General features: G+C 72.5%; 19 protein-coding genes and 1 riboswitch. Of the genes, 7 read left to right on the top strand and 12 right to left on the bottom strand.

What is annotated here, in order from left to right; translation table 11 throughout:
* Positions 1-29: 29 nt before the first annotated feature.
* Positions 30-437, bottom strand: a complete 408-nt coding sequence (locus ACFV20_RS22455; protein ID WP_385659031.1) for an ATP-binding protein — start codon at positions 435-437, stop codon at positions 30-32.
* A 94-nt stretch (positions 438-531) separates the two neighbouring features.
* Here ACFV20_RS22455 and ACFV20_RS22450 point away from each other — a divergent pair, with 94 nt between their 5' ends.
* On the top strand, positions 532-1,359 hold the full coding sequence (locus ACFV20_RS22450) for a helix-turn-helix domain-containing protein (RefSeq protein ID WP_385659030.1): 828 nt from the start codon (positions 532-534) through the stop codon (positions 1,357-1,359).
* Positions 1,346-1,525: a DUF397 domain-containing protein gene (locus ACFV20_RS22445; protein ID WP_385659029.1), complete on the top strand. Its 180-nt coding sequence runs from the start codon at positions 1,346-1,348 to the stop codon at positions 1,523-1,525. The genes ACFV20_RS22450 and ACFV20_RS22445 overlap by 14 nt, the downstream gene beginning before the upstream one ends.
* On the opposite strand, the gene ACFV20_RS22440 is transcribed toward ACFV20_RS22445, so the two are convergent.
* A complete protein-coding gene (locus ACFV20_RS22440; protein WP_385659027.1) occupies positions 1,509-2,678 on the bottom strand; it encodes a steroid 3-ketoacyl-CoA thiolase in 1,170 nt (389 codons plus the stop codon). The two genes, ACFV20_RS22445 and ACFV20_RS22440, sit on opposite strands and share 17 nt — an antisense overlap.
* 218 nt (positions 2,679-2,896) lie before the next feature.
* Here ACFV20_RS22440 and ACFV20_RS22435 point away from each other — a divergent pair, with 218 nt between their 5' ends.
* Positions 2,897-4,132: a cytochrome P450 gene (locus ACFV20_RS22435; RefSeq protein WP_385659025.1), complete on the top strand. Its 1,236-nt coding sequence runs from the start codon at positions 2,897-2,899 to the stop codon at positions 4,130-4,132.
* Between the two features lie 49 nt (positions 4,133-4,181).
* Here ACFV20_RS22435 and ACFV20_RS22430 read toward each other — a convergent pair whose 3' ends face one another.
* From ACFV20_RS22430 to ACFV20_RS22405, 6 genes are all read right to left on the bottom strand, one after another.
* Entirely contained in the window at positions 4,182-5,231 is a 1,050-nt protein-coding gene (locus ACFV20_RS22430) for a DMT family transporter (RefSeq protein ID WP_385659023.1), read from the bottom strand.
* Positions 5,232-5,667: 436 nt separating this feature from the next.
* Positions 5,668-6,504, bottom strand: a complete 837-nt coding sequence (locus ACFV20_RS22425) for an ECF transporter S component (RefSeq protein ID WP_385659021.1) — start codon at positions 6,502-6,504, stop codon at positions 5,668-5,670.
* Positions 6,504-8,159 carry an ABC transporter ATP-binding protein gene (locus tag ACFV20_RS22420; RefSeq protein WP_385659019.1) on the bottom strand — a complete coding sequence of 552 codons (1,656 nt, stop codon included), beginning with the start codon at positions 8,157-8,159 and terminating at the stop codon, positions 6,504-6,506. Before ACFV20_RS22420 ends, ACFV20_RS22425 begins: the two co-directional genes overlap by 1 nt.
* Positions 8,156-9,211: an energy-coupling factor transporter transmembrane component T gene (locus ACFV20_RS22415; protein ID WP_385659106.1), complete on the bottom strand. Its 1,056-nt coding sequence runs from the start codon at positions 9,209-9,211 to the stop codon at positions 8,156-8,158. The genes ACFV20_RS22420 and ACFV20_RS22415 overlap by 4 nt, the downstream gene beginning before the upstream one ends.
* 319 nt (positions 9,212-9,530) lie before the next feature.
* Positions 9,531-10,178, bottom strand: a complete 648-nt coding sequence (locus tag ACFV20_RS22410; RefSeq protein ID WP_385659017.1) for an SCO2322 family protein — start codon at positions 10,176-10,178, stop codon at positions 9,531-9,533.
* Positions 10,175-11,383: a prenyltransferase/squalene oxidase repeat-containing protein gene (locus ACFV20_RS22405; protein WP_385659015.1), complete on the bottom strand. Its 1,209-nt coding sequence runs from the start codon at positions 11,381-11,383 to the stop codon at positions 10,175-10,177. The genes ACFV20_RS22410 and ACFV20_RS22405 overlap by 4 nt, the downstream gene beginning before the upstream one ends.
* 110 nt (positions 11,384-11,493) lie before the next feature.
* Positions 11,494-11,630, bottom strand: a riboswitch (cobalamin riboswitch).
* A gap of 92 nt (positions 11,631-11,722) precedes the next feature.
* On the opposite strand from ACFV20_RS22405, the gene ACFV20_RS22400 reads away from it, so the two are divergent.
* Positions 11,723-12,094 (top strand): hypothetical protein, encoded by a 372-nt coding sequence (locus ACFV20_RS22400; RefSeq protein WP_385659013.1) that lies wholly within the window; start codon positions 11,723-11,725, stop codon positions 12,092-12,094.
* Between the two features lie 126 nt (positions 12,095-12,220).
* Entirely contained in the window at positions 12,221-13,036 is an 816-nt protein-coding gene (locus ACFV20_RS22395; protein WP_385659011.1) for an SAM-dependent methyltransferase, read from the top strand.
* Positions 13,037-13,039: 3 nt separating this feature from the next.
* On the opposite strand, the gene ACFV20_RS22390 is transcribed toward ACFV20_RS22395, so the two are convergent.
* The 3 genes from ACFV20_RS22390 to ACFV20_RS22380 all read right to left on the bottom strand — a co-directional run bounded on the left by ACFV20_RS22390 (position 13,040) and on the right by ACFV20_RS22380 (position 16,024).
* The gene (locus tag ACFV20_RS22390) at positions 13,040-13,945 is read right to left on the bottom strand and encodes a helix-turn-helix domain-containing protein (RefSeq protein WP_385659010.1); all 906 of its coding nucleotides are present in this window, start codon (positions 13,943-13,945) and stop codon (positions 13,040-13,042) included.
* 169 nt (positions 13,946-14,114) lie between these two features.
* Positions 14,115-14,807 carry a hypothetical protein gene (locus ACFV20_RS22385; RefSeq protein WP_385659008.1) on the bottom strand — a complete coding sequence of 231 codons (693 nt, stop codon included), beginning with the start codon at positions 14,805-14,807 and terminating at the stop codon, positions 14,115-14,117.
* A gap of 191 nt (positions 14,808-14,998) precedes the next feature.
* Positions 14,999-16,024: an MBL fold metallo-hydrolase gene (locus ACFV20_RS22380; RefSeq protein WP_385659006.1), complete on the bottom strand. Its 1,026-nt coding sequence runs from the start codon at positions 16,022-16,024 to the stop codon at positions 14,999-15,001.
* Positions 16,025-16,180: 156 nt separating this feature from the next.
* Here ACFV20_RS22380 and ACFV20_RS22375 point away from each other — a divergent pair, with 156 nt between their 5' ends.
* Both ACFV20_RS22375 and ACFV20_RS22370 read left to right on the top strand, forming a co-directional pair.
* On the top strand, positions 16,181-17,632 hold the full coding sequence (locus ACFV20_RS22375) for an aldehyde dehydrogenase (RefSeq protein ID WP_385659005.1): 1,452 nt from the start codon (positions 16,181-16,183) through the stop codon (positions 17,630-17,632).
* A gap of 2 nt (positions 17,633-17,634) precedes the next feature.
* Complete coding sequence (locus ACFV20_RS22370; protein ID WP_344457593.1) at positions 17,635-17,868, top strand: ferredoxin; 234 nt, start codon at positions 17,635-17,637, stop codon at positions 17,866-17,868.
* A gap of 276 nt (positions 17,869-18,144) precedes the next feature.
* On the opposite strand, the gene ACFV20_RS22365 is transcribed toward ACFV20_RS22370, so the two are convergent.
* Positions 18,145-18,804, bottom strand: a complete 660-nt coding sequence (locus ACFV20_RS22365) for a TetR family transcriptional regulator (protein ID WP_385659003.1) — start codon at positions 18,802-18,804, stop codon at positions 18,145-18,147.
* Positions 18,805-18,878 lie beyond the last annotated feature (74 nt).

The following is an 18,878-nucleotide window of genomic DNA, read 5'->3' as shown; positions in this document are numbered from 1 at the left end:
TCAGAGCGGCACAGTACGGCAGTCGGGCCCTACCTCAGGACCGACTCGGCGACACACTCGAACCACACGGTCTTCCCTCCCTCCGACCAAGTCGACACGCCCCACTTGTCGGCCGTCGCGTCCAGCAGGAGCAGGCCCCGGCCGTTCTCGGCCTGCGTGTCCACCGTGTCGGGCAGGCGCGGCAGTTCATCGCTGCCGTCCGTGACCTCCACGCGGACGCCGGTGCGCTGCCGCAGCAACAGCAGGGCACAGCGGCGGTCCGGGACATGGCGTACGACGTTGGCGAGCAGCTCCGTCACTCCCAGCTCCACGGCGTCCGACAGCTCGGGCATGCGCCACTCCTGCAGGAAGGAGCGGACGATACGGCGGACGTGCCGGGGGGCGTGCGCGCCGACGGTGAGGCGCATCGCGTACTGGGCCGGAATGTATTCGTTCACGAGACGAGGCTGACGTGCGGTGACTACCCTCGGCTACGGAACGGATACAACCGGTGCCGTTGTGGACCGCGTTGCGTGAGAGGGGCTTTCTGCCGTGACCCACATCAACTCCCTCGACCCGGGTGCGTCGCCGCTCGACTACTACGGTTTCGAGCTGCGGCGGCACAGGGAGGCTGCCGGGCTGACCCAGCGGCAGTTGGGGGACATCCTCAACTACACCGGCTCCCTGGTGGGCCAGATCGAGACCGCCCGCAAGGTGCCGACCCCGGAGTTCAGTGAGCGGGCCGACGCCGCGCTGGGGACGGACGGCATGTTCTCCCGGCTCGTCGAGCTGGTGCTGCGGAGCCGGCTCCCGGCCTGGTTCCAGCAGGTGGCGGAGCTGGAGATGCGGGCCACGGAGGTCTGCTCCTTCCAGACCCACATGATCCTCGGACTCCTCCAGACGCCGGGATACGCACGGGCCGTGCTCGGCGCGCTGGACCGGACGGACCTCGACGACCGCACGGCGGTGCGCCTGGCCCGCCAGCGGGTGTTCGAGCGGACCGAGCCGCCTGTCTTCTGGGCTGTCCTCAGTGAGGCCGCTCTGCATCTGGAGATCGGCGGCCCGGAGGTGATGCGCGAGCAACTCGCCCACCTGTTGTCGTTCCAGGGCAACCCTCGGATCAACATCCAGGTGCTGCCGCTCTCCGTGGGCGCGCACGCGGGGCTGACAGGCTCATTTGACCTCTACCACTTTGCGAGCGACCCCACCATCGTCTACACGGAGAGCTACGGCAGCGGGCTCACGACGGCCAATCCGGACACCGTGAAGAACTGTTCGCTCCGTTACGATCATCTCCGAGCTGCCGCGCTCTCCCTCAAGGACTCGGCAAGACTCGTCCGGCGCGCGATGGAGGAACGCTATGGAGATGCAGTGGCGTAAGTCGTCCTACAGCAGTGACCAAGGCGGCCAGTGCCTCGAAGTCGCCGAAACGCCGGAGGCAACCGTCGCCATACGCGACTCCAAAACCCCGGCGGGACCGGTCCTCACCCTCGATCCCGCCGCGTTCTCCACCTTCGTCAACTGGACGTCTACAACCGCTGAATGATCGTGCCGGTGGCCAAGCCGCCGCCCGCGCACATGGTGATCAGCGCGAACTCCTTCTCCGTGCGCTCCAGTTCGTGGAGGGCCGTCGTGATGAGCCGGGCCCCGGTCGCTCCCACCGGGTGCCCGAGCGCGATCGCGCCGCCGTTGACGTTGACCTTCGACAGGTCCTGGTCGAAGACCCGCGCCCAGCTCAGCACCACGGACGCGAACGCCTCGTTGATCTCCACGAGGTCGATGTCCTTCAACGACATCCCGGCCTTGCCCAGCACCGCGTTGGTCGCGTCGATCGGGCCGTCGAGGTGGAAGTGCGGGTCGGACCCGACCAGCGCCTGGGCCACGATCCGGGCCCGGGGCCGCAGCTTCAGCGCCCGCGTCATCCGCTTCGACGCCCACATGATCGCCGCCGCCCCGTCCGAGATCTGGGACGAGTTCCCGGCGGTGTGCACCGCCGTCGGCATGATCGGCTTCAACGCGGCCAGCGCCTCCGCCGTCGTGTCGCGCAGGCCCTCGTCCTTGTCGACCAGGCGCCACATGCCCTGCCCGGCGTGCTGCTCCTCCTCGGTCGTGGGGACCTGGACCGCGAACGTCTCCCGTTTGAAGCGCTCCTCCGCCCAGGCGTGCGCGGCCCGCTGCTGCGAGGCGAGGCCCAGCGCGTCGACGTCGTCGCGGGTCAGCCCCCGGTGCCGGGCGATCCGCTCGGCCGCCTCGAACTGGTTCGGCAGGTCCACGTTCCACTCGTCGGGGAACGGCTTGCCCGGCCCGTGCTTCGAGCCCGACCCCAGCGGCACCCGGGACATCGACTCCACCCCGCAGGAGATGCCGACGTCGATCACGCCGGCCGCGACCATGTTGGCCACCATGTGCGAGGCCTGCTGGGAGGACCCGCACTGCGCGTCCACGGTCGTCGCGGCCGTCTCGTACGGGAGCCCCATGGTCAGCCAGGCCGTGCGCGCGGGGTTCATGGACTGCTCGCCGGCGTGGGTGACCGTACCGCCGACGATCTGTTCGACGCAGTCCGCGGGGATGCCGGTGCGGCCCAGGAGCTCGCGGTAGGTCTCGCCCAGGAGATAGCCGGGGTGGAGGTTGGCGAGCGCGCCGCCGCGCTTGCCGATGGGGGTGCGTACGGCTTCGACGATCACGGGTTCGGCAGCCATGGGTGCGGGTCCTCTCCGGGAGGCTCAGCAGAACTAGTACGCGTTCTAGTTCTGCATGCAGTGTGCTGAGGGCCGCTCGGTGACCGCAATAGTCGTGCGGGCAATTGGCGGGCTCGTGCCTCTTGCTACTTGTAGAACCCGTTACTACCGTCGCCGCAACTCCGCACAGCTGATGGGCCGTCAGGCCGATGAGTCGGTACGAGTGGTGGGAGCCGCCCATGCCCTGTCCCGCGCTGCCCGACGGGTTCGACTTCACCGACCCCGACCTGCTGCACCACCGGGTGCCCCTGCCGGAGTTCGCCGAGCTGCGCCGCGCCGAACCCGTCTGCTGGGTGCCGCAGCCCGCAGGTCTCGCCGGCTTCCAGGACGAGGGCTACTGGGCGGTCACCCGGCACTCCGACGTCAAGTACGTCTCCACCCACCCGGAGTTGTTCTCGTCGTCTCTCAACACGGCGATCATCCGCTTCAACGAGCACATCGAACGCGACGCCATCGACGCACAGCGGCTGATCCTGCTGAACATGGACCCGCCGGAACACACCCGGGTCCGGCAGATCGTGCAGCGCGGCTTCACACCCCGGGCGATCCGGGCGCTGGAGGGCAGGCTGCGGGCGCGGGCCCACTCCATCGTCGAAGGCGCCCGCGCGCACACCGGGCCGTTCGACTTCGTCACCCAGGTCGCCTGCGAACTGCCCCTCCAGGCGATCGCCGAGCTGATGGGCGTCCCCCAGGAGGACCGGGACAAGATCTTCGACTGGTCGAACAAGATGATCGCCTACGACGATCCCGAGTACGCCATCACCGAGGAGATCGGCGCCGAGTCGGCCACGGAGATCATCGCCTACGCGATGAACATGGCCGTCGACCGCAAGCAGTGCCCGGCCCACGACATCGTCACGCAGCTCGTCGCGGCGGAGGACGAGGGCAACCTCAGCTCCGACGAGTTCGGCTTCTTCGTCCTGATGCTGGCCGTCGCCGGCAACGAGACCACCCGCAACGCCATCACCCACGGCATGCACGCCTTCCTCACCCACCCGGACCAGTGGAAGCTGTACAAGAGCGACCGCCCGGACACGGCGGCGGAGGAGATCGTGCGCTGGGCGACCCCCGTCGCTGCCTTCCAGCGCACCGCCACCCAGGACACCGAACTCGGCGGCAAGCGCATCCGCGAGGGCGACCGACTGGGGCTGTTCTACGCCTCCGCCAACCACGACCCCGAGGTCTTCGACGACCCGGACACCTTCGACGTCACCCGCGACCCCAACCCGCACCTCGGCTTCGGCGGCGGCGGACCCCACTACTGCCTGGGCAAGTCCCTCGCCGTGCTGGAGATCAACCTCATCTTCGACGCGATCGCCGACGCCATGCCCGGACTGCGGCTCGTCGGGGATCCGCGGCGCCTGCGGTCGGCGTGGATCAACGGGGTGAAGGAGCTGCCGGTGAGCACCGGCTGAGGAAGGACCCGGCCGCCACCGTGAGCCGGTGCGGATGCTCGGGGCGGACTCACCGACGAGGCGATGGCCCGCAAGCTCGGGGTCTTCCGAGCGCACGGTCCGCCGCCTCGTCGCCGAACTGACCGAACGGCTGGGAACGGCCAGCCGGTTCCAGGCCGGTGTCTGCGCGGTCCGGCTCGGCCGGCTCGACGATTGACGTCTGCCGCGGGGCGGCCGCGCTGCGGCCCCACGCCGTGCCCGCGAGCACGAGGAGCGCGCCCAGCAGCCCCACCCAGCCCGGCCGGTCCCCCGCGAGGGTGACCCCCACGACGGCGGCCCACACCGGCTCGGTGCCCAGCAACAGGCTGACCCGGGAGGGCGAGGTACGGCGTACGGCCCACATCTGCACGAAGAACGCGAACAGGGTGCAGAACACCGACAGATAGAGCAGCCACAACCAGTCCCCGGCGTCCAGATCCGCAGCGGCCGCCCACGTGGTGCCGCCCGTGCCGGGCAGCGTGGACAGCACCGCGAACACCGCGACCGCACCGCCCAGTTGCACCGTGGACATCGACATCGAGTCCGCGCCCTGCACCGACCGCATGCGCGACATCGCCAGCACGTGCACGGTACGGGCCACGGCCGCGCCCAGCATCAGCAGATCACCGAGGGACGGCGCCGTGAACCCGGCGCCCTGCGTGAGGAGCAGAACACCCAGCACCGAAAGACCCGCCGCCGCCAGGAACGCCCCGGAGGGCCGCCTGCCCGTGAGCCGGCTCTCCGCGAGCGGCGTGAAGACCATGGTGAGGCTGATGATGAGCCCGGCGTTGGTCGCCGAGGTGTGCACGACGCCGTACGTCTCCAACAGGAAGATCCCGGACAGGATCAGCCCGAGGACACCGGCCCCCCGCAGCTGCGCCCCGTCCAGCGCCCTGAGCTTGCGCCACCCGGTGCCGACCAGGACCGGCAGCACCACACCGAACCGCAGGACCAGCACGGCGACTACGGTCTGCGCCGTGGTGACCTCCTTGGCGGCGAGGTAACTGGAGCCCCACACCACCGCCACCAGCAGGACGGGCAGATCGGTCAGCCAGGCGCGGCGGGCCGCTTCGACGGTCATGGGGGGCTCCTGGGGCAGCGGACGGTGGAAGGGCTCAGCGCGCCGTGTAGGCGATCACCAGTCTGAAGCATGTGGATCGCCACGCCGAGCGCCTCGGCGACCTGGCGTCTGTAGCCACCGGACTCGTCCTCCGCCGCCGAACAGCGTCACGACGGGGAGGTCCGGGCCCAGGGAATCGAGCCGCGAGAAGGAACGCCCGGACGCGGATCCCGATGCCGGTCACGGGGGGAGGCGCCCTTCGAGATCGCCCCAGGGGAAAGGCGGCGGCCCAGGGGATCGGAGGCCGCCGCCTCGGCTCCAGAGGAACAGCTACCGAGGCCGCCCGCAAAGCCCTCTCTTGCTAGCGGTGGCCGTATCCGGGGCGAGGGTTCCGGCGGTGACCTGGTCGGGTCGCCACGACCTCGCTTCGTAGGTGACCCGGGTCATGTGGGGCGCTTCACTGCCGGGGCGCCTCGAACGTGACCGGCGCCTCGAAGGCCGCCCGGCGCGTGGCCCGGCGCAGCGCCCTGAGGACCGCGGGCCCCACGACCAGGGTCAGCACGACCGTGACGAGGGCCCGGCCCAGGTCCCAGCCGAGCGAGGTGGCGACGCAGTACGCGACGAAACGGGCCAGGTTCTCGGCGGCCGGTGCCTGCGGGTCGAAGGCCACGTTCGAGGCGAGAGCGCCCATGAAGGGCCAGCCCGCCATGTTCATCACCGTGCCGTAGGCGAACGCGGCGAGGAAGCCGTACGCCGCGAGCATCGCCAGTTCCGCCCTCCCGCGCAGGCGGTCCGGGCCGGGCAGCAGGCCCGCCCCCGTCGCGAACCAGCCCATCGCCAGCATCTGGAACGGCAGCCACGGCCCGACCCCACCCGTGAGCAGCGCCGACGCGAACATCGTCACCGAGCCGAGGACGAACCCGAAGCCCGGGCCGAGCACCCGCCCGCTCAGCACCATCAGGAAGAACATCGGCTCGATACCGGCGGTACCGGCCCCGATCGGCCGCAGGGCCGCTCCCGTGGCGGCCAGCACACCGAGCATCGCCACTGCCTTCGGGCCCAGACCGGCCTCCGCCACGGCCGCGCCCGCCACCGCCACGAGCAGCACCAGCAGGCCCGCGAAGAGCCAGGGCGCGTCCTGCGCGTGCGCGCCGATCCGCGAGGACGGCGGAGTCAGGAAGGGCCAGGTGAAACCGGCGACGCCCACCGCGCTGACCAGGGCGAGGGCGATCACGGAGCGAGGGCCGAGACGCACGGCCCGGGCCTGCCGGTCGCGGGTCGCCGGGGTGCCCATCAGCCGGCCTCGGGGTGCAGGGCCGCGCGGACCTCGGTGACCGTGAGCCAGTGCTGCGGCGCCAGGATCTTGGTGACCTGCGGGGCGAACGACGGCGAGGACACCACGACGTCGGCCGTCGGGCCGTCCGCGATCACCTCGCCCTCCGCCAGCAGCACCACCCGGTGCGCGAGCTCGGCCGCGAGCTCCACGTCGTGCGTGGCCAGGACGATGGCGTGCCCGTCGGCGGCCAGTGCGCGCAGCACTGTCACCAGCCGGGCCTTCGCCGCGTAGTCCAGGCCCCGGGTCGGCTCGTCCAGCAGGAGCAGCGGGGGCCGGGCCGTCAGCACCACGGCCAGGGCGAGCACGAGCCGCTGTCCCTCGGAGAGGTCGCGCGGGTGGGCGGCGTCGGTGACGTCGGGCAACAGCTCGGAGACCAGGGCCCGGCAGGTGCCGGGGGCCGCGCCCGCGTCCCGGTCGGCCGCCGCGCACTCGGCGGCGACGGTGTCGGCGTAGAGCAGGTCGCGAGGTTCCTGCGGGACCAGGCCGACCCTGCGGACGAGGTCCTTCGGGGCGGTGCGGTGCGGGGTGGCCCCGCCGACGCGGACGGTTCCCGAGCTGGGCTCGACGAGGCCGACCAGGGCGTTGAGGAGGGTGGACTTTCCGGCGCCGTTGCGGCCCATGAGGGCGATGGTCTCGCCGGGGGTGATCGTGAGGTCGATGTGGTTGAGGGCTTGTACGCGGGCGCGGGTGACCGAGAGGGCTCGGACGTCGCCTATGGGAGTGGGCGGTGACTCGTGCCGGCGGGTGCGGGGTGGTCGCGGTTGATCGCGCGGTTCCCCGCGCCCCTCCGGGGCGGCGTTCTCCAGCCGTCGCTTCAGGTGTTCTGCCGTGCGGCGGGCGTCCCGGACCGTCAGGGGCAACGGGGCCCAGCCCGCCAGGCGCCCCAGGGCCACCACCGGCGGGTACACCGGCGACACGGCCATCACCTCGGCCGGGGTGCCCACGACCGGGGCGGCGCCCGGGGTGGGCAGGAGGACGACCTGGTCGGCGTACTGGATGACGCGTTCCAGGCGGTGTTCGGCCATGAGGACCGTCGTGCCCAGGTCGTGGACGAGCCGCTGGAGGACGGCCAGGACCTCCTCCGCCGCTGCCGGGTCGAGCGCGGAGGTCGGCTCGTCCAGGACGAGGACGCTCGGGTGCGGGGTGAGGACCGAGCCGATGGCGACGCGCTGCTGCTGGCCGCCGGAGAGCGTGGCGATCGGGCGGTCCCGCAGCCCGGCGAGCCCGAGCAGGTCGAGCGTCTCCTCGACCCGGCGGCGCATCACGTCCGGGGCGAGGCCCAGCGACTCCATGCCGTAGGCGAGTTCGTCCTCGACGGTGTCGGTGACGAAATGGGAGAGCGGATCCTGCCCGACCGTGCCCACCACGTCGGCCAGTTCACGCGGCTTGTGGGTGCGGGTGTCGCGGCCGGCGACCGTGACCCGGCCGCGCAGGGTGCCGCCGGTGAAGTGCGGGACCAGTCCGCCGACCGCGCCCAGGACCGTGGACTTGCCCACGCCGGACGGGCCCGCCAGCAGGACGAGTTCGCCTTCCGGCACCTCGAAGTCGATGCCCTGGACGGTGGGTTCGCCGCACCCGTCGTAGGTCACGGAGACATCCTCGAAGCGGATCACGACGGCTCCTGGGGGTCGGGGGCGACGAACGCGGGCAGCAGGCCGAGGAGTACGGCCGCGGCCGGCCAGAGGGGGAGGGCGGGGGCGACCAGGGGGACCACGCCCGGGTGCAGGGCGGCGGGGTCGCGGGCCCCGGCGAGGGCCAGCAGGGCCGCGACCGCGACGCCGGAGGCGGTGACCAGCCAGGCGCGCACGTCCCAGCGGTCCGGGCGGTAACGGGTGCGCAGGGACCTGCGGCCACCGAGCTTGAGGCCCGCGAGGGCGGCGGTGAGACCCGCGAGGAGCACGGGCAGGCCGTACGCGGCGCCCTCGGCCGTGAGCAGGCCGTACGTTCCCGCGCAGACGCCCAGCAGGCCGCCGAGGGTGAGGGCGGAGGTGGTACGGCGTACGGCGGGCGGGACCTGGGCGGTACGGCCGTAGCCGCGGGCGTCCATCGCGGCGGCCAGGGAGACGGAGCGCTCCAGCGCGCCCTCCAGGACCGGAAGCCCCACCTGCAGCAGGCCCCTGACTCCCCGGTCCGGACGGCCGCGCAGGCGGCGGGCGGCGCGCAGCCGCCGGACGTCGGCGATGAGGTTCGGGGCGAAGGTGAGGGCGACGACGACCGCGACGCCCAGCTCGTACAGGGCGCCCGGCAGGGACTTCAGGAGGCGCGAGGGGTTGGCGAGGGCGTTCGCGGCGCCGACGCAGATGAGCAGGGCGGCCAGTCTCAGACCGTCGTACAGGGCGAAGGTGAGGGCCTCCGCGGTCACCTCGCCGCCGAGGCGGATGCCCTGGGCCCAGGCGGGGAGGGGGAGCTCGGGGAGGGTGAGGACGGTGTGCGTGCCGGGGATGGGGGAGCCGAGGACGGTCGCGAAGAGGAGGCGGACGACGATCACGGCGAGGGCGAGTTTGACGAAGGCGCCGTAGGAACGGGACCAGGGGGTGTCGGGGCGGCGGGTCGCCACGACGTACGCGGAGACCGCGATGAGGAGAGCGAGGAGGAGGGGGTTGGTGGTGCGGGTGGCCGCGGTCCCGAGCCCCAGCGCCCACAGCCACCAGGCCCCTGGGTGCAGCTGGGCCCGACGCCGACGCCCGGGCGGGGTCGGACCGGGGCGGCCCCTCCCCGCCTCGACGGCCGGGCTGTCCGCAGGCCGGGAGGGACGGGTGCGCGCGCCGTCGTACTCGTCGGCGGCCCGGCTGTCCGCAGTCCGGGAGGGACGGCTGTCCGGGCTGTCGTGCTGCTCGGCGGCCCGGCTGTCCGCAGGGCGGGAGGGACGGCTGTCCGGGCTGTCGTGCTGCTCGGCGGCCCGGCTGTCCGCAGGGCGGGAGGGACGGCTGTCCGGGCCGTCGTCCTGCTCGGCGGCGGGATTGTCCGCAGGGCGGGCCGGGTGGTCACCCACGTCGGCGTACCTGCCAGATGGCCGCGCCGCCCAGGACCGCCACCACGGCGATGCCCGCGATCAGGCCCAGGGAGGGGCCGTCGTCCGACGAGGTCTTCTTCTGCTTCTGCGCGGTCGGCTTCCCCTGCCCCGGGGTCCGCTGCTGCGAGACCTGCTCGCCGCAGCCCTGCTCCGGATAGCCGGAGATCGCGCACAACAGGGCGTTCGTGTCGTAGCGCAGAGGCCCCGCCACCGCCGCCAGGGCATCAGCGGTCGTGGCGTCGGGGGAGACCCGGGCGCAGACCGTGCGGGCGGCGGGCGGGGTCTCCCCTTCCGGCGCGTCGGAGCGTGTGCCGAAGTCGAGGACCAGGGCGACCCGCTTGCTGCCGTCCCGCGCGGGCGTCTTCGCACAGATCGTCGCGAAGTCGGCCCTGCCGCGCGGCTGTGACGCGTCCGCGGAGTCCTCGCTCACGGCGAAGCGGAACCCCTGGACGTCGCCGTCCGAGGGGCGGGCCAGGGACGGGCCCTGGGTGGCGTACACCCACGTCCCGGCGTCACGCTCCCAGAACGACCAGTACCGGTACCCGGCCGCCTGGGCCTGGCCCGCCCCCGCGCACAGCAGGAGCGGGACCAGGAGCAGGAGAAGGGCGCGGCGGATCACAGGTGCTGCTGCTTCTTGCGGCCGGTGAACAGGAAGCCGATGCCGATGCCGGCGACGAGGCAGACACCGACGTACCACCAGACCCCGAAGAAGTCCGAGCCGGAGTCGTCCTTCGCGGCCGAGGCCTCGGTCTTCCCGGTGGCCTGCGGGGCCGGGCCCGTCGCGTTGAGCTGCTTGACGAGGTCCGCGCCGCCGAAGTCACGCGGGTTCCTGCCCGTCGCGTGGGCGGCGAGGATCAGCTGGGCGTAGGCGGCCGGGCCGCTCTGCGCGGCCCAGGCCGCGGAGTTCTTCGCCAGCCACCGCACGGACTTCTCCGCCTGCGCGGTGTCGCCCCGCGCGGCGAGCGCGACGACCGCGTCGGCGGTGTTGCCGTAGTCGGGCTGGGGCTCGGCACCGGCCAGGGCGGACATCAGGTGCCCGTCGTCCTTCGCCAGGGTGGCGGTGAGGTACGCGGCCCCGTTGGCGGCGGCCTGCTCCGGGGTCGCGGCCTTCTCGCAGGTCGCGTCGGACTTCTTGCCGGGCTCGACGACCATGCCCTTGCCCAGCGCGCCGAGCACACCGGCCGCCGTGGCGTCGGCGTTGGCGGCGAGCTTGCCCTTCTTGTCGGGCTGGAACGCGAAGGCGCCGTCCTGGTCCCCGCCGCAGGGCAGGGCGAGCTTCAGCAGGGCGTCGTAGGGGGACTTGCCGTCCTTCACGACCTGGCCCGGCTTCTCGCCCGCGGCGGCGAGCGCGCCGACGACGACCGACGTCGAGTTGGTGTCGCTGGCCCCGCCGGCGGAGTAGCCCCAGCCGCCGTCCTCGTTCTGCACGGACTTCAGCCAGGCGACGGCCTTGCCGGTGGCGCCGTCGTGCCCGCCGAGCGCGGCCAGGGCCTGTACGGCGGCGGAGGTGGCGTTGGTGTCCCTCATGGTCTTGGCGTCGCACGCGGCGGTGGGGTCGGGGCGGTACGAGGCGAAGGAGCCGTCCGCGCACTGCTGGCGCTCCAGCCACCGCACGGCCTTCGCCGCGGGCTTCACACCCACCGTGTCCTGCGCGAGCAGCGCGAGCGACTGCCGCCACACCCCGTCGTACTTCGGGTCGGTCGAGCCGTACAGGGCGGAGGGGAACGCCTGGGACGACGACGGGGACGGGTCTGCGACGGCCGGGGTGGCGGCGCCGATCACGGCGACTGCGGCCAGGACCGCGGCGCTGCGGCGAACGTTCATGATCGGCGGGTGCCTCTCCCTGTGGGGGAGCCGGACAGCACGGGACACCCCGGCGGCTCGGCTCCGTGTACCTCGACGGTGCGGTGCCCGGCACGCTGCCGGGCACGTGAGCCGGTCACGACCCGTACGAGGCGATCCGGCTCACCGCCCGGTGGTGCGGCGGCTCACGGTTGCGGGTCAGCGCCGGAATTGCACCGGCTTCCCCCCGTACGGTGTGATGACGACCCGCTTACTGTACCCGCACGTAGGAATCGGGCCGAGGGGGTCCCGGGCGGAGCGAGACGCCCCGGACCGGACGACCTGTGCAAGGGGGCCGGGGGCCCAGGACGGAGAGACGCCATGCCGCACACGCAGCCCGGGTCCGAGGGAGTGAGTCAGCCCGGCTACCTGACCGACCGGCAGTGGGTCGGTCTCACCCTGGCCATCCTGAGCGGCGCCGTCGAGGGCTGTGAGCGGGCCGGTCTCAGGGGGGACTGGGCGTCCGACCTGGGAATCGCCGCGGTCAGGGGACTGAGGGAACGCCTCGACGTCCTGATGGCGGAGGCGGCCGAGACGGCCGAGGCGGCCGAGACGGCCGAGGCGGCCGGGACGGCCGAGATGGCCGGGACGGCCGAGATGGCCGGGACCGCCGGGACGGCCGAGGGTGCCGGGACGGCCGAGATGGCCGAGGGTGCCGGAACGGCCGAGACGGCCGAGAGTGTCGGCGGATGATCCGGGGCGGCGGGCAGGGCTCTGCTCGCCGCGACCGAACTGCTGCGCACAGCAGCCGAGTTGATCCATTCCTGGGGCCGGAGCGGATAACGTGGGGCTTCCTCGACCACACACGCAGGAGCGTCCATGACCGAGCACGTGGAGAACTCCGAGCAGGAGCCGTTCCCCAAGATCGACACCTCGGTGCCGCACTCGGCCCGGATCTGGAACTACTGGCTGGGCGGCAAGGACAACTACGAAGTCGACCGGGTGGCCGGTGACGCGTTCCGCGAGGTCTTCCCCGGCATCGAGACCGGGGCCCGCGCCGCCCGCTACTTCCTCGCCCGCGCCGTCCGCCACCTGGCCGCCGAAGAGGGCATCCGCCAGTTCCTGGACATCGGCACCGGCCTGCCCAACGTGGACAACACCCACCAGATCGCCCAGCGGGTGGCCCCGGAGAGCCGGATCGTCTACGTCGACAACGACCCCCTGGTGCTGGCCCACGCCCGCGCCCTGCTCACCAGCACGGCGGAGGGCGTCACCAACTACGTGGACGCCGACCTGCGCGCTCCGGACACCATCGTCCGGGAGGCCGGGAAGACACTCGACTTCGACCAGCCCGTCGCCCTCATGCTGATGGGCATCCTGGGCCACATCGAGGACCACGACGAGGCCCGCTCGATCGTGCGCCGGCTGGTGGCCGCCCTGCCGCCGGGCAGCTACCTCGTGCAGTACGACTCCACCGACACCAGCGAGGACTACGTCCGGGCCATCCAGACGTACAACGACGGCGGTTCGATCCCCTACATCCTGCGCAGCCCCGAGCAGATCGCGCGCTACTTCGACGGTCTCGAACTGCTCGAACCGGGCGTGGCGTCCTGCTCGCGCTGGCGCCCCGACGCGGCGGCCCTGGGCCTGCCGGCCGAGGTGCACCAGTACGGCGGCGTCGCCCGCAAGCGCTGACCCTCAGGCCTCCTGAAGGATGCGGTGCAGGATGGTCGGGGTCTCGTCGGGGGACTCGGCTTCGACCACCAGCCGGTTCATGGCGTCCCAGTAGCACTCGATCTCGGCCGGCCGGTCGGGATAGAGGGCACCGGTGAGCTGCTCCAGGTAGACCACGTCCGGCAACTGCCCGCCGGGCAGCCGCAGAATGGTCACCGGACCGCCCTCCCCGGCGTGGGCGCCGGCGGCGAACGGCAGGACCTGCACCGTCACGTGCGGCAGCGCGCAGCACTCGATGAGATGCCTGAGCTGCTCCCGCATCACACGGCTGCCGCCCACCGGCCGCCGCAGCGCCGCCTCGTCGATCACGGCCCACAGCCGGGTCGCCGGCTGCCGGTGCAGGATCCGCCGCCGGGCCATCCGCAGCTCCACCCGGCGGTCGGTCTCCGCCGCCCCGGCGTCCGGGTGCGCGAGCCGGACGGCGGCCCGGGCGTAGTCGGCGGTCTGCAGCAGGCCCGGGACGCGCTGGACCCGGAAGGAGCGGATGAGGCTCGCCGCCTGTTCGGCCCCGAGGTAGGTCTGCATCCACGCGGGCACGACATCGCTGTAGGACCGCCACCAGGCAGGGGTGTTGGCCTGCTCGGCCAGCGCCAGCAGGGTGGCGCGCTCGGCCTTGTCGGTGACGCCGTAGAGCGTCAGCAGATCGGCCACGTCGCGCAGTTTGAAACCGTGGCGGCCCGCCTCCATGCGGCTGATCTTGGAAGGGGAGGCGCGGATGACGTACCCCGCCTCCGCCCGGCCGATACCCCGCCCCTCCCGCAGCCCGCGCAGCCGCGCACCCAGCGCCAGCCGCGGCACCATGGGCCCGGCCGGTCTGTCGTCCAGGACTCCGTCGAAGGGCGAGATACGAGCGGCCTCTTCGGTGCCCATGGGCATGTCTCCTTGCGGTGGAACGCAACTCCGCACCCGCTGACGCGTCACGGCACGACCATCCTAGGGGCCGTGCCCCGACTCCATCCGGACTATGCCGAAGGCGCGTTCACGCCCGGGCGCGCGCGCCGTAGGACGGGTGGAGCGCCGGGGTGAGGGCGGCGGGTTCTCAGCCGCCGGCGGCCAGCTTGTGGCGGTAGTAGCTCTCGGCCGCGTCGGCGAACTTCGAGACGAAGAAGGCGTTGATGCCCGCCCCGGCGAGGGCGCCCAGTACCGGGACGAAGCCCGTCACCGCCTTCGATCCCAGGACCGCGGAGAACTTCACCGCCGCCTTCTGCGCGATCTTGTTGATGAACGGCTTGCTGAGTTTCGCGGCGGCCTTGGCGCCCTTCTTCCCCACGATCTTCCCCCCGACCACGGACACACCGCTGCCCGCGCCCAGGGCGAGCGCCTTGGCCATCACGGCGGTCCCGTACGTCGGATAGGCGACGTTGAACGCGAGGAAGCCCGCCGACGCCGCGGCCCCTGCCGACGTCACGCTCAGGGCGTCCGGCTCCAGGGCGTCGGCCCAGAGGGCGAGGATGACCGCGAGATCGTCCTCGCCGTCCACCGTCGCGCCCATCTTGAAGCCGATGCCCCACGCGCAGACGGACATCTTGTGCAGCAGGAACGCCGCATCGCCGACCATGGCCACGGCGTGCGCCCCCGGCACCGCCATCGCCGCCGCCCCCGCCGCGGCCACCTGCCCGGTCTGCGAATTCCGCCAGCTGCGCACCGACGCGTACCCTGCGGCTCCCCGCTGCGCCATCGACGTGTCCCAGCCGAGCCGATGGAACGCGGAGACGAATATCTCCGCGGACATGCTCTCCCCCACGGCAAGCCCCCCACTTCGTGTCCGGGGACGGCGTGACGGCGCCGCCCCACCCCGCCGGGGCACGCTATCCGGACAGTTGGCCGATGGTCAGGGGCGTGCGAAGGGCGCGTTTCGGTGCTTCAGGGGCGTGCAGTGCTCTGAGCACACCAGCCGGTCGCCACGCGCGCTTCCGCCGTCCGTCAGACCGCCACGTACGTCACCGGCTCGCTCCCCGGTACCGCCGCCGCGCGTCCCAGCTTCACCAGGCGTCGCAGATGCGCCTCGGCCTCGGAGACGGCGATGGTGCGGGAGCCGTGGGGGATCCGGTCCCAGGGGCGGTTCCACTCCATGCGTTCGGCGAGCTGCCAGGGGGTGAGGGGCTCGGCGAGCAGGGCCAGCAGGTCGTTCAGGCGGGACTCGTGGTGGGCGAGCAGCGCGCCGACACGGGCGGCGGTGTCAGGGAACGGGTGCTGGTGGGCCGGGAGCACCTCGGCGGGTGCCAGGCGGCCGACGCGTTCCAGGGAGTCGAGGTAGTCGCCCAGGGGGTCGGTGACGGTGGCGTCCTCGGGATCCTCGTAGAGGCCGATGTGCGGGGTGATCCCGGGCAGCAGGTGGTCGCCGCTGAACAGACGGCCGTGACCCGGGAGGTGCGCCGGGTGGGTCTCCTCCAGGTGGAGGCAGACGTGACCCGGCGTGTGCCCGGGGGTCCAGATCGCGCGCAGCCGGCGGCCGGGCAGCTCCAGGAGCTCGCCCGGGACGATGTCGCGGTCGGGCAGGGCCGGGGAGAAGCCGGGCAGGGCGCGGGCCCGGGCCCGGTGCAGCGGCGCGATGTGCTCCTCGGGCGCGCCGGCCGCGGTGAGTTTGTCCGCCATGTACGCGTACCAGCGCTCGGGACGGGCCTCGCGGGTCCGCCGTACGACCGCGGTGTCCGCCGCGTGCATCGCGATCCAGGCGCCCGACGCCCGACGGACCCGGCCGGACAGGCCGTGGTGGTCGGGGTGGTGGTGGGTGATGACCACGCCGTGGATGTCGGCGACCCGGGTGCCGCAGGCGGTGAGGCCCCGCGTGAGGGTGTCCCAGGACTCGGGGTCGTCCCAGCCGGTGTCGATCAGCACCGGGCCCCGGTCGGTGTCGACGACGTACACCAGGGTGTGGCCGAGCGGGTTGTCCGGGATCGGGACCCGGAGCGACCGGACGCCTCCGCCGTGGTCGGTCACCTGTGTCATGGGCTCCCCCGTCGCCGGCTCCCGTCACTATAACTAGAACGGGTTCCAGCGAGGAGTCTCCCGTGGTGCGCGGTCCGTGGACTCCTCGGGGCGGGGCTGGTATCAGTGGCATATCTGATGAACCGTCAGAGAATGCTCCCGGGGAGGCAGTCGGCCATGACCGAGCTCGTGGAACACGGACAGCTGTTCATCGGCGGGGAGTTGACCGACCCCCTGGGCCGGGACGTCATCGAGGTGGTCTCGCCGCACACCGAGGAGGTCATCGGACGTGTCCCGCACGCCTCGACGGCGGATGTGGACCGGGCCGTGGCAGCGGCGCGGCAGGCCTTCGACGAGGGGCCCTGGCCGCGCATGAGCCTCGACGAGCGGATCGAGGTCGTCGGGCGGATCAAGGACGGCGTCGCCGCCCGGCACGACGAGATCGCCCGGGTGATCTCCGCCCAGAACGGCTCGCCGTACTCCTGGAGCGTCCTCGCCCAGGCCCTCGGCGCGGTCATGGTCTGGGACTCGGCGATCACCGTCGCCCGGAACTTCACCCACGAGGAGCGGCGCGACGGAGTGCTCGGCAGGATCCTCGTGCGGCGCGAGCCCGTCGGGGTCGTGGCCGCCGTGGTCCCCTGGAACGTCCCGCAGTTCGTGGCCGCCGCCAAGCTCGCCCCGGCCCTGCTCACCGGCTGCACGGTCGTCCTCAAGCCCTCGCCCGAGTCGCCGCTCGACGCCTACCTGCTCGGCGAGATCGCCCGTGAGGCCGGGCTGCCGGAGGGCGTGCTGTCGATCCTTCCCGCCGACCGGGAGGTCAGCGAGTACCTGGTCGGGCACCCCGGCATCGACAAGGTCTCCTTCACCGGGTCGGTCGCGGCCGGCAAGCGCGTGATGGAGGTGGCCGCCCGCAACCTCACCCGCGTGACGCTCGAACTCGGTGGCAAGTCCGCGGCCGTCGTGCTGCCCGACGCCGACCTGGAGACCGCCGTGGCGGGCATCGCCCCCGCCGCCTGGATGAACAACGGGCAGGCCTGCGTCGCCCAGACCCGCATCCTCCTGCCGCGCTCCCGCTACGACGAGTTCGCCGACGCCCTCGCCGCCGCGGCGGGCGCCCTGACGGTCGGCGACCCGCTCGACCCGGCCACCCAGGTGGGCCCGCTGGTGGCCCGGCGCCAGCAGCAGTGCAACCTCGACTACATCCGCATCGGCCAGGAGGAGGGCGCCAAGATCCTCACCGGCGGCGGACGCCCGGCCGGCCTGGACCGGGGCTGGTACGTCGAACCGACCCTCTTCGGCGACGTCGACAACTCCATGCGCATCGCCCGCGAGGAGATCTTCGGCCCGGTGATCTGCCTGCTGCCCTACGACGACGAGTCCGACGCCGTGAAGATCGCCAACGACTCCGACTACGGGCTCAGCGGCAGCGTCTGGACGGCGGACGTCGAGCACGGCATCGACATAGCCCGGCAGGTCCGCACGGGCACGTACTCCGTCAACACCTTCAGCCTCGACATGCTGGGGCCCTTCGGCGGCTACAAGAACTCGGGCCTGGGGCGGGAGTTCGGGCCCGAGGGGTACGGCGAGTACCTGGAGCACAAGATGATCCACCTCCCGGCGCAGGCCTAGCGATGGGCGACCGCTGGCACGTCGAGGTCGACCGCTCCCTGTGCATCGGCTCGGCGCAGTGCCTGCACCACGCGCCGGACGGCTTCCGCCTGGACGCCGCCCGCCAGTCCCGCCCGGCGGCCCCGGACATGGACGCCAACGAGCGGGTCCTGGAGGCGGCCGAGTGCTGTCCGGCGGAGGCGATCGTGATCACGCTGAGGGACAGCGGGGAGGCGGTGTTCCCACCCGAGGAGTAACGCCCGAAGAATCATGATGAGGGGGGTTTCATTACGCTTTGGGCGTTCTATCCTGGAAATCGGCCTACGAGGCGAGTGAGGGAGTCCGACCGGAGTAGCCGACGCCGGCGGGAAGTGCAGTAGGGCTTCCGCTGGTGCCGACTGCGACGGTAGGGCTGAGAGGCCGGAAGGACGCGAGGCCGCGAGGCCGCGCGACCGGAAGGCGACCCCCAGCACCTGATCCGGACCATGCCGGCGAAGGGAACCCGTCTCGTAGGTCCTCGACGTGTCCGGGGGCTACGGGGCGTCCGGCGCGGTCAGGTCGATCAGGCGGCACACCGTCTCGATGTCGATCTTCACCTGCGCGATCGACGCCCGGCCCGACAGCCAGGTGATGAGCGCCGAGTGCCAGGTGTGCTCGATGACCCGGACCGCCGAGAGCTGCTCGGGCGTCGGGTTCTCCTGGCCCATCGCGTCCAGGATGATCGCCGTCGTCTGGCGCGAGACCTGGTCGACCTCCGGGCTCACGCTGCGGTCGGCGAACGTCAGCGCGCGGACCATCGCGTCCGCCAGGTGCGGCTCGCGCTGCAACGCCCGGAAGGCCCGCATCAGCGTCTCGGCGACCCGCTCGGCCGCCGTCGTACCCTGCGGCGGCTTCTTCCGCAGCGTGCCGTGCATGTGCTCCAACTGGTCCTGCATCGTGGCGACCAGCAGGTGGATCTTGGAAGGGAAGTAGCGGTACAGCGTGCCGAGCGCCACCTGGGAGGACTCCGCGACCTCGCGCATCTGCACGGCGTCGAAACCGCCCCGGCTGGCCAACTGCGCACTGGCGTGCAGGATGCGGCGGCGGCGCGCCTCCTGCCGCTCCGTGAGGGGCGGGGAGGCGGGGGCCGCCGCTCTGGCTTCCACCTTGGCCGGCTTGTTCACCTTGGCGCTCACCCTGGCTTCCGCGGGCATGTGTCGGTCCCGTTCCGTGACCGTCCGTGAGGACGAGTGATCACACAGCATGGCACGGGCCCGGTCGTGGCGTG

This window comes from Streptomyces sp. NPDC059696 (genome assembly GCF_042733745.1).
Taxonomy (GTDB): domain Bacteria; phylum Actinomycetota; class Actinomycetes; order Streptomycetales; family Streptomycetaceae; genus Streptomyces.
Note: the sequence above shows the minus strand (reverse complement) of the source record. Positions and strands in the feature narration are given on the sequence as shown.